Source organism: Streptomyces sp. NPDC049687, from assembly GCF_044465285.1.
Lineage (GTDB): Bacteria > Actinomycetota > Actinomycetes > Streptomycetales > Streptomycetaceae > Streptomyces.
Genome location: NZ_JBITLN010000008.1, coordinates 65,607 through 78,262 on the forward strand (window position 1 = coordinate 65,607; position 12,656 = coordinate 78,262).

10 protein-coding genes are annotated in these 12,656 nt (G+C 69.2%); 4 read left to right on the forward strand and 6 right to left on the reverse strand.

What is annotated here, in order from left to right:
- Positions 1-29: 29 nt before the first annotated feature.
- Positions 30-383, reverse strand: a complete 354-nt coding sequence (locus ACIBVL_RS24210) for a hypothetical protein (protein WP_399099636.1) — start codon at positions 381-383, stop codon at positions 30-32.
- Positions 383-1,615, reverse strand: a complete 1,233-nt coding sequence (locus ACIBVL_RS24215; RefSeq protein ID WP_399099638.1) for an aromatic ring-hydroxylating dioxygenase subunit alpha — start codon at positions 1,613-1,615, stop codon at positions 383-385. The genes ACIBVL_RS24210 and ACIBVL_RS24215 overlap by 1 nt, the downstream gene beginning before the upstream one ends.
- A 250-nt stretch (positions 1,616-1,865) precedes the next feature.
- Between ACIBVL_RS24215 and ACIBVL_RS24220 the strand changes: the two genes are divergently transcribed.
- The 3 genes from ACIBVL_RS24220 (at position 1,866) to ACIBVL_RS24230 (ending at position 6,068) form a co-directional block, all read left to right on the forward strand.
- A complete protein-coding gene (locus ACIBVL_RS24220) occupies positions 1,866-3,305 on the forward strand; it encodes a carotenoid oxygenase family protein (protein WP_399099640.1) in 1,440 nt (479 codons plus the stop codon).
- Between the two features lie 292 nt (positions 3,306-3,597).
- Positions 3,598-5,109 (forward strand): alpha/beta hydrolase, encoded by a 1,512-nt coding sequence (locus tag ACIBVL_RS24225; RefSeq protein WP_399099644.1) that lies wholly within the window; start codon positions 3,598-3,600, stop codon positions 5,107-5,109.
- Between the two features lie 287 nt (positions 5,110-5,396).
- Positions 5,397-6,068 carry an alpha/beta hydrolase gene (locus tag ACIBVL_RS24230; RefSeq protein ID WP_399099646.1) on the forward strand — a complete coding sequence of 224 codons (672 nt, stop codon included), beginning with the start codon at positions 5,397-5,399 and terminating at the stop codon, positions 6,066-6,068.
- 295 nt (positions 6,069-6,363) lie between these two features.
- On the opposite strand, the gene ACIBVL_RS24235 is transcribed toward ACIBVL_RS24230, so the two are convergent.
- On the reverse strand, positions 6,364-7,353 hold the full coding sequence (locus ACIBVL_RS24235) for an alpha/beta fold hydrolase (RefSeq protein ID WP_399099648.1): 990 nt from the start codon (positions 7,351-7,353) through the stop codon (positions 6,364-6,366).
- Between the two features lie 141 nt (positions 7,354-7,494).
- On the opposite strand from ACIBVL_RS24235, the gene ACIBVL_RS24240 reads away from it, so the two are divergent.
- Entirely contained in the window at positions 7,495-8,145 is a 651-nt protein-coding gene (locus ACIBVL_RS24240) for a helix-turn-helix domain-containing protein (RefSeq protein ID WP_399099650.1), read from the forward strand.
- A 536-nt stretch (positions 8,146-8,681) separates the two neighbouring features.
- On the opposite strand, the gene ACIBVL_RS24245 is transcribed toward ACIBVL_RS24240, so the two are convergent.
- The 3 genes from ACIBVL_RS24245 to ACIBVL_RS24255 all read right to left on the reverse strand — a co-directional run bounded on the left by ACIBVL_RS24245 (position 8,682) and on the right by ACIBVL_RS24255 (position 12,576).
- Positions 8,682-11,363 carry a tetratricopeptide repeat protein gene (locus tag ACIBVL_RS24245; protein WP_399099652.1) on the reverse strand — a complete coding sequence of 894 codons (2,682 nt, stop codon included), beginning with the start codon at positions 11,361-11,363 and terminating at the stop codon, positions 8,682-8,684.
- Between the two features lie 22 nt (positions 11,364-11,385).
- Positions 11,386-11,688 (reverse strand): trypco2 family protein, encoded by a 303-nt coding sequence (locus ACIBVL_RS24250; protein WP_399099654.1) that lies wholly within the window; start codon positions 11,686-11,688, stop codon positions 11,386-11,388.
- A 483-nt stretch (positions 11,689-12,171) separates the two neighbouring features.
- Positions 12,172-12,576, reverse strand: coding sequence for an SgcJ/EcaC family oxidoreductase (locus ACIBVL_RS24255; protein ID WP_399099656.1), 405 nt, complete (start codon positions 12,574-12,576; stop codon positions 12,172-12,174).
- Between the last annotated feature and the right edge of the window lie 80 nt (positions 12,577-12,656).

Consider the following 12,656-nt stretch of genomic DNA (forward strand, 5'->3'; position numbering starts at 1 on the left):
CTCTGTACGAGGTCGATGGTTCATCTGAATCACCAGGCGCGTGCGGGCCCGACCAGGTTCATCGCGTCCAGCGGATACAGGTCGCTGACCTCTGGTGTGGCCCAGCCGAGGTCGACCGGGTGGGTGACCTCGGCGAAGGTCAGGGCGAGCTCGAAGAGGGCCTGCTCCCGCGGGGGCATGTCGTCGAGGGGGAAGGCGTTGAGATGGTTCACCACCGCTTCGATACGGGGGAGCATGGTGGCGCACAGGTCACGCAGCTCCTCGATGTCGGCAGCGACCATCGCCTCCATCCGCTCCTGTGCGTCGCGCAGGCGCCACCGCTCCAGGAAGCGCTCCAGGTCGGCAAATCCTTCGGGAAGTCCGGCTTCTGCGGAGAGCTCCATCACTTGGCTCCGATCAGTTCGTCGATGAGTCCGTAGCGGTGCTGGAGCGCGAACTCCTGCAGGGAGAGGTAGAGGTCGCTGATGGCACCCGACTCGAGGCCGCGCTGCACGTCTTCCATGGCGGCCAGGTCCTCCCGGGCCACCGTGTACTGCAGGGCCCGCGAGTAGGCCTGGGCCAGGCGGTCGCCGGCGTGGCGGGCCTCGCGGGCGTAGACGTCGAAGACGACGCGCGTGTGGTTGCGGTCGATCGGCCAGACGGTGACGGTGCTGTACCAGTGCGAGCCGTTGAGGACGGCGACGTTGGGGAACTGCCACACGATGTCGAAGAACCAGGGGTGGTAGCGGGTGCGGTTCACCGCCGGCGGCAGCATGGAGAAGTCGGTCTCGACCGCCGGTGTCTGCTTGCGCCCGAGGTCGTACAGGGCACCCTCGACGGGTGGGCTGACGTAGTCGGGGTTGGACGGGTTGCTGGAGCGGATGTGGCGGTCGTACCTGTCGATCACGGGCTTGTGCCGCATCGGGTTGCTCTTGCCGGCCAGCTTCGGCTGGGTGCGCCGATGCAGGAAGACGGTGTGGTACCCCTCCGAGAAGGCGTCCATGGCGATGTTCCAGTTGGCCCGGACGTCGATGGAGAAGCAGCTGGTCTTCTCCATCTCGCTGTAGTAGCCGTCGAAGCCCTCGGCGAGCTCCCCCAGCCAGCCGTCGAGCGGCTCGGGGTTGTCGCTGAAGTTGGCGTAGATGAGGCCGTACCGGATCTCGACGTGGATCGGCACCAGTCCGAGGCGGGACTTGTCCACGGAGCGGAACTGCTTCTCGTCCGGCACCGACCGCAGTGATCCATCACCGGTGTACGACCAGCCGTGGAGCCAGCAGGTGTGCGCGGACGACGTCCCTTCGGCGAAACCGCAGGCCGTGGGGATGACCTTCTTGCCGCGGTGACGGCACACGTTGTGGAACGCGCGCACCTCCCCGTCCCGGCCCCGCTGGACCAGCACCGAGATGTTGAAGGTGGGCACGTCCAGGACGTAGTAACTCCCCGGCTTGGGAAGGTCGTTGACGTTTCCGACCAGGAACCAGGACGGACGGAAGACCTTCTCGACGACTGCGTCGTGATACTCCTGCGTCAATTTGTCCTTGACGGACACGACGTCACGCAGGCCGGCGAACGGGTTGGGCGGGGACGGGGTCCCGCCGGTGAGTGGGGAAGCAGGGCTGACAGCGGCTTCAGACATATGATCTCCATAAGTTAGGACGCTAGTCCTGTCATAAGGGACCGTATGGGAAAGGGGGACCGCCTGGCAAGCGAAGTGGCCTGGAGCGCCTTCCTGCAGGCAGATTGGCTGCGCCCGGCATCCGGGCCGCACTCCGGTCCGACTTGACCTCTTCTGGATGCGGCTATACGGTCCCCATAGTGTCCTACAGTTACAGATTCTATTCCTAACTATCAGGACATGCTCAGGTACATGGCAAGGAGGAGCGTCCATGTGGGACCCCAGCAACATGTTTCTCAACGGGCCGTACGCACCCTGGCGCGAGGAGGGCGAGGCCTTCGACCTGGAGATCGAGGGCCGGCTCCCCGACGGGCTGAACGGTGCCCTGTTCCGCGTCGGCCCCAGCCCGCTCTACCGCCCGGAGAATCCGAGCAGGTACCACTGGTTCGACGGCGACGGCATGGTCCACGCCATCTTCCTGCGCGACGGCCGGGCGACCTACCGCAACCGCTACGTGCAGACCGCGGGCCTGAAGGAAGAGAGGGAACTGGGCCGGGCGATCAACGGCGGTTTCATGAACGGCAGGGACACCCCCCTGCCGTCCGGCAAGTTCCCGAACAACCCCGCCAACACGCACGTGCAGCTGTACGGCAGCCGTCTGCTGGCCTTCTGTGAGGGCTACCCTCCGCGGGAGTTGCGACCGGACACCCTGGAGACGGTCAGCGAGCAGTACAACTTCCGCGGCGGAGTCGTCGGCCCCCTGACCGCGCACCACAAGGTCGATCCGACGAACGGCGACTTCCTCACCTTCGGCAACATGGACGGCGCGGTCACGTGGTACCGGGCCGACCGCCACGGGAACATCCTCGACCGTCACTCGGTCGACCTGGGGTTCCCCGCCCTCACCCATGACTACGCCGTCACCACCGATTACGCGATCTGGCTGGTCAGCCCGGCGACGGCACGCTTCGAGCGCATCCTCAGCGGTCAGCCTTCGACGGTCTGGGAGCCGGAGGAGCTGGACGCATGCCGCTGGGCCGTCCTGCATCGCAGGACAGGCGAGGTGACGTCGATAGAAGCCTCCGACGTCTTCTCCACGTCACACTTCCTCAACGCCTACCAGGACGGCACGAAGATCATCGTCGACGGGCACCGCGTCGGCCAGTTCGGCCCCACCCTGAAGGACCTGGAGTCACCGCCCCCGGGCGGGGACTGGAACTGGTGGTTCAAGGAGATCATCACCACCCCCTGGCGCTGGGAACTCGACCTCGCCACGGGAAAGAGCAGGGACATTGAGGTCACCGATATCCAGGGAGAGTTCCCCCGGATCAACGATCAGCGAACCGGACTGTCCCACCAGTACGGCTACTACACGACGACGCGCGGAGCCGGCGACTGGTTCACCGACGGCCTGGCGAAGCACGACTACGTCACGGGCGAGACGTCGATGCAGACACTCGACGGTGTCCTGACCTCCCCCGGCGAACCCGTCTTCGTGCCCCGTCCCGGTGCCCAGGCCGAGGACGACGGCTGGCTGCTGTCGGTCTGGTGGGACCCGACCAGCGACCGCAGTGAGGTCATCGTCCAGGAAGCCCAGGACTTCACCGGCACGCCCATCGCCCGGATCAAGCTCAACCACCGGGTCCCCATGGGCTTCCACGGCAGCTGGTCCGACGCGGCCGAGCTCGACGCCGCGGTGCGCGGCGCCTGAGCCATCGGTGATCCCCTGGCCGGCGGGGTGCTACGGCTCCCCGTCGGCCATCGCATGCCCGCACTCGGCTCAGCGACTCGCCCGTCTGAGCGGATCCCTGTGCCGTCAGGCAGAGGAGCATCGTCGCCATGCCGACCGTGATACCCGAACGCAATGCGAGCTCCACGTGGCGGCCCACCAGTGCGTCCGGTTCGACGGCCCCCCACGAGGCTGCCCGCCCATCCCAGTAGGAAGGTGGCCGGGACGGAGACCAGAACCGGGGTGCTGTGGTCGAACCAGGCGAAGTCGGGACGTGAGGCATGCAGACGCCGCCGAGGACGGTCATGACCTGACCCGCGGCGAAGTCCAGACGTGGTGTTGGTCCGACGTTGAAGAGGCCACCGGTACTCAGATAGCGGCCGGGACGGGTGCTGTGCGCGTCCGCGGCGGTGAGCAGGGCGCCGACATCTCCGTGGAAGAGGCGGAGCACGGCCAGCAACGCGAAGATCATGGCCGCGAGCGTGACGGCAGCGGCGATTACCTGCATGACGGTGAGCCCCTTGGCGCCGCTGAGCATGCCGCAGGTGACCACCAGGCCTCCGATGAGCACGGTGCACATCTGCTGCACCCCGATGCCGGAAAACCCGAGGAGTACCGCGGTGACGTTTCGGTCGTGGTCCCAACAGGGCCGGTGGTGTGCTCCCTGCGGCATCCAAAGCAAAAATCCTGTATCAGCGCTGTTTGGGAAGTAGGTTTCCGCATGCCTTACCGGTGGAAGGTCGCCCCCGAGGACCTGTTCGTCGAGCGGTACTGGCAGATGGTGAACAACGGTTTGCCCATCGCGGACGTCGACACCGTCCGATCGGCGGTCACTGACATGTGGCTCGACGAGCCGGGCGGCTGGGTGTACGAGTGGTCACGACTGGCCGCCGGATATGCGGAGCTTGGTCAGCATCACCTTGCGGCGCTGGCCTACGGATGGGCGAAGTTTCCCACGCTGGCCGACGACGCCAAGCGCACGGCGCTGGAGCGGCAGCTCGAGCAATACCTGCTTGCCGCTCCCGGTTTCGAGGTCGGGTTTGAGCGCCGGGCCGTCCAGGTGCCCTGCGGCGAGGGGGTCACTGCCGTACCCGTGCACTTTCTCACTCCGCCGGGCTGGTCAGGCGATACCCCCGTCCTGCTCGCCAGCGGTGGAGTGGACACCTGGAAAATGGATCTCCACGGGCTCTTCGAGGCGGTCGCCCTGCGAACCCGTATGGGCGTGCTGGCCTTCGACATTCCCGGCACGGGTGAATGTGCCGGCCCCATGGACTCGGAGGACGGCGCTGACCTGGTGCGCGCCCTGGCCATTGAGGCGCGGGCGCTGGGCAATGGGCGCGTCCTGCATCTGGGCATATCGATGGGCGGTCACTTCTCGGCCTGCTCGGGCCTGGCGGGGGATGTCGACGCGGCGATCGTCATCGGCGGTCCCATCGAAGCGGCATTCGCCCAGGATCGGACCTTCGCGTATGGCATGGAAGGCAGCGTCGGTAATGCGTTGGGATTCGACCATGAACCGAATGATGCGCAACTGGCCCGGATCTGGCCCCCGTTCGATCTGCGCCCGCTGCTCAACCTCGACGCGAACGTGCCCATGCTGGTCATCAATGGTGCCGGTGACGTCCATGTTCCACAGCAGGACACCCTGGTCTTCGATGGCCGCCGGGACACGGAAGTCCACTTGCTTCCGGACACCGGACACTGCGCCGCTTCCAAGATGCCCCAGGTACTTGAGTTGATGTTCGAGTGGATCGACCGCCACCAGTTTTCGTCTGTGCGCAGGTGACGTGCTGGACGGTGGGGGAGGAGACCTCATCGTGGGCGGTCGCAGCCAAGTTTTCCGAGTGGTGGTGGCCCACCATGCGGTTGAGTGCCGGACGAGGGATTGGCACGGTCCCCAGGCATGCCGCGCAGGTGGCGAGCCGACTCCGATGCCCGCCCCTGTGCGGTCGACGCGCGCCCGCCTGGTCGATCGCCCTGGCCGTGCGTCCAGCGGACCGGGGCTCCAAGTCAGCTTGTCGGTTGAGCCGTACCAGATGGCCTCGTCGGCCCCGAGACGGAACGAGTTGCACAGTGACACAGGTTGTACTGATCCATGGAGCATGGCACGGAGCTTGGTGCTGGGACGGCGTCGTCGCCGAGTTGCAGCATCGCGGTGTCCAGGCGACAGCCGTCGAACTGCCACTGACGGGCTATGCCGAGGATGTTGCCGCAGCCCGCTCAGCGATCCAGGCCGCGGGAAGTGACGCGATCGTCGTCGGGCACTCCTACGGTGGGCGGGTGATCACCCAGGCTGCGACCGGCCTTCCTGTGGCCCGGCTCGTCTATGTCGCGGCGTTTCTCGGCGATCCGCGCGAAGAGGACGTGCCGACCCACAGCAGTCTCCTCGGCGCGTCACTCCTCATCGACGAACGGGGGGTGAGGGTGGATCCGCAGGCGGCCGCCGCCGTGTTTTACGGCGACGCCGACGCGCAGGCGGCCACCGCCTGGGTCTCGCGCCTGCGTCCCATGCCGCTGGAGGACCCCATCGTCTCGGACGCCGAAGCTGCGTGGCGCTCGATTCCGAGCACTTACCTCGTGTGCACGAACGACCAGGCTCTGCCGCCGGTTTCGCAGCGCAAGACGGCAGCGCACGCATCCGAGGTCATTGAGTGGCCCACGGACCACTCGCCGTTCCTGACACGCCCGGCCGAACTCGCGGAACTGATTGTCGGAGGCACGCCTGACGGTCGCGGCCGCCGCTGAAAGCAGCGTGGTGGCACAACGGAGTGGTGAGGGGCGATTGCCTCACCGCGGTCCTGCCGCGCCTCCACGTGCCAGGGGCGATGGGTGCGGTCGGTGCCACCGCGGACAACGCGGCCTGTGAGAGCTCCACGTGTCCCTGTAACGAGAGACCCTCTCGGGCACCCGCGCCTACGGCGAAGCCGACACTTGCAGAATTACGGTGCGCGCGTGGCTGACCCGCTCAACACCCGCCGCCGGCACTGCACCAACAGGCCGCTGGCCACCCCGAACGAACCGCCGAGCTGCCCAGGATGGTTCAGCCCTGGAGAGCGGCGAGCCAGTCGGTCAGCAGGTGGTTGACCTCGTCGGGGCACTCCTGCTGGATCCAGTGGCCGCAGGCGTCCAGGAGGTGGGAGGCCGACAGGCCGGGGAGGGTGGTGGGGTAGGCGTCGATGGCGTCGGACATCCAGGTGGTGGAGGCGTCCAGGGCTCCGCCGATGAACAGGGACGACTGCTTGATCGGGGCTCCGCGGTGCGGAGCGAGGTCTTCCCAGTCTCGGTCCATGTTGCGGTAGCGGTTGAGCGCGCCGGTGATCCCTGTGCGCTCGAACTCCCCGGCGTAGACGTCGAGGTCGTCCTCGCTCAGCCAGGCCGGGAGGGCCCCCGTCGGGAAGCGGTCACGCAGCCGGCCGCCGGCGCGGGCGACGAAGTGCGGGTCGGGCTCGCCCTGGGCGGGCATGGTGTCGGCGGACAGGGCCGCGTAGAAGCCCGCGAGCCAGCCCCGGACGTCGGGCTCGATCTCGGCCTCGGCGCGGCCGGGCTTCTGGAAGTAGGAGACGTAGAACTCCTGCTCGGGGCCGCCGATCTGGCCGAAGATGTCGGTCGGGCGCGGGCCGCCGGGCGGCGCGTAGGGCACGCTCAGCAGGGCGACGGCGCGGAAGACCTCAGGGTAGAGAAGGGCGGAGGCGGAGGCGATGTTGGAGCCCCAGTCGTGCCCGACGACCACCGCGTTCTCCTCGCCGAGGGCGCGCACGACGGCGACGTTGTCCTCCACCAGGTCGAGCATCCGGTAGGCGTCGGTCGCCTCCGGCTTGGAGGAGCGGCCGTAGCCGCGCACATCGATCGCCACCGCCCGGTGGCCGGCCGCGGCGAGGGCCGGGAGCTGGCGGCGCCAGGAGTACCAGGACTCGGGGAAGCCGTGCACGAGCAGGACCAGCGGGCCGGTGCCCTGCTCGACCAGGTGCAGGCGCCCGGCCGGGGCCTCGACGGTGCGGTGGCGGAGCTCGGCGGTCGGCTCGGGCTGCATGGGCTTCTCCTCGGTTCGCGGGCGGACGCGGCTACGCATCGATCATGCGTCGCGGCACCCGCCCGACGCGATCAGACTTGCCCACTTGGCAAACTTGCAGGACAGAGCGGTGGAGCGGCACGGCAAGAAGGAGCGGGAAGGGTGGCAGTCGACGACTTGGAGGGCACGCTGGCCGCGATGGGGCCCCGGTTGCGGGCCGCGCGCGAGCACCAGGGCGCGACGCTCGCCGGTGTCAGTTACGCGACCGGCATCTCGACCAGCACGCTGTCCCGGATCGAGACGGGTCGCCGCAAGCCCACCCTGGAGGTGCTGCTGCAACTGTCGAAGGAGTACGGCGTCTCCCTCGACGAGCTGGCCGGCACCGCGCCCGCCCCCGCGGCCGAGCTGCGGAGGCGGGCGCCGCTGAGCTCCGGGGATGACAAGGCGGTGCTGCCGTTGACCCGGTATGTCGGCGGCCTGCACGCCCACAAGCACGTCCTGCCCGCTGTCGAGGGTCCGCCCGCCCGGCCGCGGCAGGTCTCCCACGAGGGCTACGAGTGGCTGTGCGTCCTGTACGGGCGGCTGTGGCTCGCGCTCGGTGACCAAGACCTCGTCCTGACTGCCGGGGACGTCGCCGAGTTCGACACCCGCATCCCGCATGGGGTGGTGAACGCCGGCTCCGGCGGGCCTGTTGAGTACCTGATCATGTTCGGGCCCCAGGGCGAGCGCCTACGGCTGCGCACCCCTCCGGCCGTTGGCCGCGGGAATCGCCAGCCGAACCGTTCCCAGGCCGGCCGCGAAGCGCGGCCGTAGGATCCGGAACCCGTTCCGACAGGACAGCGAAACCGCGGCTTGCGCGCAGGTGCGCGGTCAAGGGCCGCCCAGATTCCTGGAACTCGCGCGCTACCGACCGCGCGATGTCCAACGTCCGCAACAGCGAGCGCGGCAGCGGCGGGGTCGAGCGGCGCCTGATCGCTCTCGGCGCCCGCCCCCGTGACCCGGGCGAGCCAGGCCGGGCATGGCTGGAGGAGGCCCTGCACGCTGTCGGCGCGCAGGGCGTGCACCACGGCGGCCACCACCGCTACGCCGCCTCGCCACGCTCACGGAGTCGACCTGGCCCGCATCCTGGCCATGCACCAGCTCACCGGGGACGAGTGGCCGGCCACCCGCGCCCACGCGATATCGGTGAGTGCCGCTGTCAGAACATGCGGAATGGGGCGCCGAAGCCCCCTGGACTGGGCATGGCCTGACGGTGCGGAATGGCGTGGGCTCCGGGCGTCATGGACGAACGCGGCCCTTCGGGAGTTCGATCCAGAACAGTTCGCAGGGGCTCCAGGCGTCGGGCCGCCTCATCCGGAGGCACGCTCCAGAGCCGCCTCGAGTTCTGCCACCCTCCGCGGGATGTCGAGGGAGCGGACCAGCTCCAGCGCCTCGCCGTATGCCTCCCGGGCGAGGGCAGGCCGGCTGGCGTGGAAGTGGATGTCTCCCAGGATCGTCAGCATCGTCGCCAGGCCTGCCTGGTCGCCGCGGTGCCGGTGGAACTCGGTGGCCGGCGCGAGGGTCTCCTCGGCCTCGGCGTACCGGCCCATCTGGTCGTACGCCAGGGCCAGATGCCACTGGCACCAGACGATCTCGGCGGGGTCGCCGCGGCGCCGGCTCGCCTCAAGGGCGTCCGTCAGCAGGCGTGCCGCCTCCTCTGGTCGGTCCAGCTGGCGGTAGGCGTCGGCCATGTGAGCGGAGAGCCAGATCTCGGCGCCCTTGTCGCCCCGCTGCCGGTAGATGGCCCGGGCTTCGGTGTACCGGCGCAGTGCGTCGCCGGGACGCTCCAGGTCGCACTGGAGGTCGCCGAAGTGGGTCAGGATCCAGCCCTCCTTGTCCTCGTCGCCCCGCGCGCGGGCGATCTCCAGCGCGCGCTCGTACAGCCCGGTCGTCTCCTCACGGCGCCCCAGGATGCGCCGTGCCTCGGCTAGATGGATGAGCGACCCCAGCTCGGCGGACTCGTCGTGCCGCATCCGGGCCGCCTCGACCGCCATGGCCTTGACGGCCTCCATCTCCTCCCACTGGCTGCGGTAGAAGAGGAGCCCGTACAGCGGCTCCACCAGACGCAGCAGCAGCTCCCACTCGTGGCTCTCGTACGCACGGCGGATATTGGCCTGGACGTTGAGGTGTTCCTCCGCGAACCAGTCGATCGCCTCGGTGGGCAGGTTCTCGTGGGCTCCCGGGCGGCTCATCCAGGTGTCCAGCCGGGTCGCGTACCAGTCCGCGGAGCGCCGGAAGGCCTGGTGCCGCTCGGCCTCCGGTTCGGCGCGCTCGGCGTGCTCCCGGGCGTACAGCCGCAGCAGGTCGTGCAGCCGGTAGCGCTCGCCGGTGGGACCGTCGACCTCCACCAGTTGTCGGTCGGCGAGCTCGCCGAGGAGACGTCCGGCTTTCTCCTCCCCGATGTCGGCGCAGCGCGCGGCCAGTGCGGGCACGAAGTCGGCTCCGGCGAGCAGGCCGAGGTACCGGAACAGTTGGCGGGTGTCGTCGCGCAGTGCCCGGTAGCTGATCTCGAAGCTGCTACGTACTCCGATGTCCTCGCCGTCCAGTTGGCCCTCCAGCTGCGAGATGCGCCGCCGTTCGTCGGCGAGCAGTCCGGCGTGCTCGCTCAATGGCCGTCTGCGCTGGGAGGGGGCGATGAGGTTCCCTCCGGTGATGCAGATGGCCAGAGGCAGTCCTCCCAGGAGGGTAACGATGGTGTCCGCGGCGTCGCGTTCGCGGGCGACGCGCTCGGCGCCGATGATGCGTTCGAAGAGCCGCAGCGCCTCCGTGTCGGGCAGCGGTTCGACCTCCACCCGGTCCGCGCCCTGGACGGAGGGCATGGCAGAGCGGCTGGTGAGGATCGCGGCGCTGCCCGGTGCCGCGGGCAGCAGGGGGACGACGCGGGCCGCATCGGCCACGTTGTCGAGGACGAGGAGGCTCGGACCGGCTCGCAGATGGTCCTGGAGCCGCTGCCGCCGCGCCCGCGCGTCGGGGGGAAGGTTGTCGCCGGACAGCCCGAACGCCTGCAGGAGCTCGATCATGGCCGCCTCGGCCGACACGTCGAAGCCCTCGCCGCCGAGATCGATCCGAATGCGGGCGTGCCAGAAGGTGGGCGCCAGGCGGTGGGCGATCTGGGTGGCGAGTTCGGTCTTGCCGACACCCGCCATGCCGTGGAGGATCACCACCGGGGCGCTGTCCTCGAGTTGGTCGACGAGCAAGCCGGTCGCCCTCACGATGGCCCGCTCGCGGTCGGTGAAGTTGGCGCGGGCCCTGCCCAGGTTCATGTGTCGGGTGGTGCGCGGCAGGGCGCCGGCTGGGATGCGCGGCAGGGCGACCCAGTTGTCCGCCCGCAGGTCCCACCACCACGGTGCCCCCCGCCCCAGCTCGATCAGTCCCGTCAGGGGTACCACGGTCAGGGTGGACGATCCTTCGGGGAGGTGGTGCTCGCTGACGACGCCCACGGCCAGCGCGCCCAGCTGGGGGTCGTCGCTGAATACGACCGCCCCGGACATGCCGCGCCACTGTGAGCCGTTCCTGCCGGCCGTCCCTTCGGGCGTCGACTGGGTCCGGAACTCCAGCAGGCCGCGCCGCAGATGGGAGCCCGGTGGGATGACTCCGTTGATCTGGGAGCTGTCGCGCAGGGGCACGTCGGTGCCGGACTGCGGGTGCTCGTTCCAGCCGGGGTAGCCCATGGCCCAGCACTCGACCAGCGCGGTCCGTCCGCGGTCGATGCGGGCGTACCGGACGGCGGGCAGGTCCGTGAGGGAGGGGTGGTCGGCGACCCGCAGGACGGCGAGGTCCTGTGCGGGGTCCGCGGCGAGGACCTCCGCCGCCAGTTCGAACCGGTCCCCGCGCCGTACGCTGATAACGTCGTCCACGGAGCCGTCGGTGAGGACGTTGTGCGCGGCGGTGAGGACCAGCCGGCCGCCGACGAGGCACCCGGAGCCCACGCTCCAGGGACCCGTCCGGCGTCTGCGGAGAACTTCCACCGCGCGCTCGATGGGGGCGGTCACCTCGGTCGTCCAGGTGTCCGGGTCAGGGCTTGGCGAGGGAGTCGCGCGTGACGAGCACTGGCCGTCCCGTGCGGTCGGTCGGCGCCTCCAGCGTGATCAAGACCCGTTGGATCTCCTCCCTGCGGTACTGGCCGTCGCCACCGAGTTCCAGCACCCAGAACTTGGCGCGGCCCGTGCCCGTCGCCTGGTGTGTCACCCCGACGCTCAGCTCCAGCTGCACCTCGCCGACACCGAAGCGGAAGTCCGCGTCAGAGCCGGCGGCGACGGCTTCGGCCAGTTCCTCCCGCAAGGCGGCAATGGTCTCGGCCAGCCCAAGGTTCCCCACTGTGATCCCCCCGTGTCCGTGTTCCGCGTCGGCACGGCGCCGGGCGGCCGCCGCGACGGACGCCGGGGCGGGGAGAGGTCTCCCGCCGTGCGGGACGAGTATTCCCGGGCGGACGGCGGGTCACGCGAGAATCGCGGGAAAGCCCGCGGTGCGCTGTGTGCCGTGGTAGGGCGCTGGGTCCAGTTTGTCGTAGCCGGGCTGCTTGGGAAGGTACGGGAAGAGATGTCGCAAGTGCGATCGGGCGTGGGAGCCACGTGGCCTGCGAGGTGAAGCCGAGCGCCTGCATCATCGCCGTGACCAGAACGGCGTCGGTGAGCCGCGGGGCGATCCCCACGGTCGGCAGCCACGGTGCCGGATGCGGGGGCGCCTCAGCAGGTCATCGGCTTTCGCATGGAGGGCGGTCACGAGGGTGTCCAACTCTGCCTTCACGCACTGACGTTGGACGCCCTGGCCTTGTGTGTGCGGCCAGTCCGTCCGAAGAGATCAGTCGGTGAACACCTCCGTGTTCTGGCACGCGGTCAGCAGCCAGCGGCCGTCGTCCTGCTTGGTCATCACGTACAGCGGAGCACCCTCGCTCTCGTCGCCCGGGGACAGGTAGCGCTGGCGAACCTTGACCGCCGCGACGTCCGGGCGGATGAAGAGCACGTGGATTACCTCGTAGCTGACCTTGCCGTCCCAGCTGGCCGCGGGGAGCACCTTCCGGGTGAACTCCGAGATCGCTTCGAGGCCGATGAGGACCTTGCCGTGGGCCGTCGTCCAGACCGCGTCGGGGTGGAAGAGGGCGAGGAATTCGTCGGGGTCCTTGTGCTGCTGGGAGTGCTCGACGGTGGCAACGACCTGCTTGACGGCTTCGATGTCTGCGGCGTACGCCGTGGAATCCGTGTTCATGCGGACGATGGTGCTACCTCAAGCACGGTTGAGATCAAGGGGAGAGGTGACCGGCCCACACTGCCCACGGCCACTGACCC

Coding starts and splice junctions, on each gene's coding strand:
- ACIBVL_RS24210 (WP_399099636.1), bottom strand. CDS start 383: ATGGAGCTCTCCGCAGAAGCCGGACTTCCCGAAGGATTTGCCGACCTG.
- ACIBVL_RS24215 (WP_399099638.1), bottom strand. CDS start 1,615: ATGTCTGAAGCCGCTGTCAGCCCTGCTTCCCCACTCACCGGCGGGACC.
- ACIBVL_RS24220 (WP_399099640.1), top strand. CDS start 1,866: ATGTGGGACCCCAGCAACATGTTTCTCAACGGGCCGTACGCACCCTGG.
- ACIBVL_RS24235 (WP_399099648.1), bottom strand. CDS start 7,353: ATGCAGCCCGAGCCGACCGCCGAGCTCCGCCACCGCACCGTCGAGGCC.
- ACIBVL_RS24255 (WP_399099656.1), bottom strand. CDS start 12,576: ATGAACACGGATTCCACGGCGTACGCCGCAGACATCGAAGCCGTCAAG.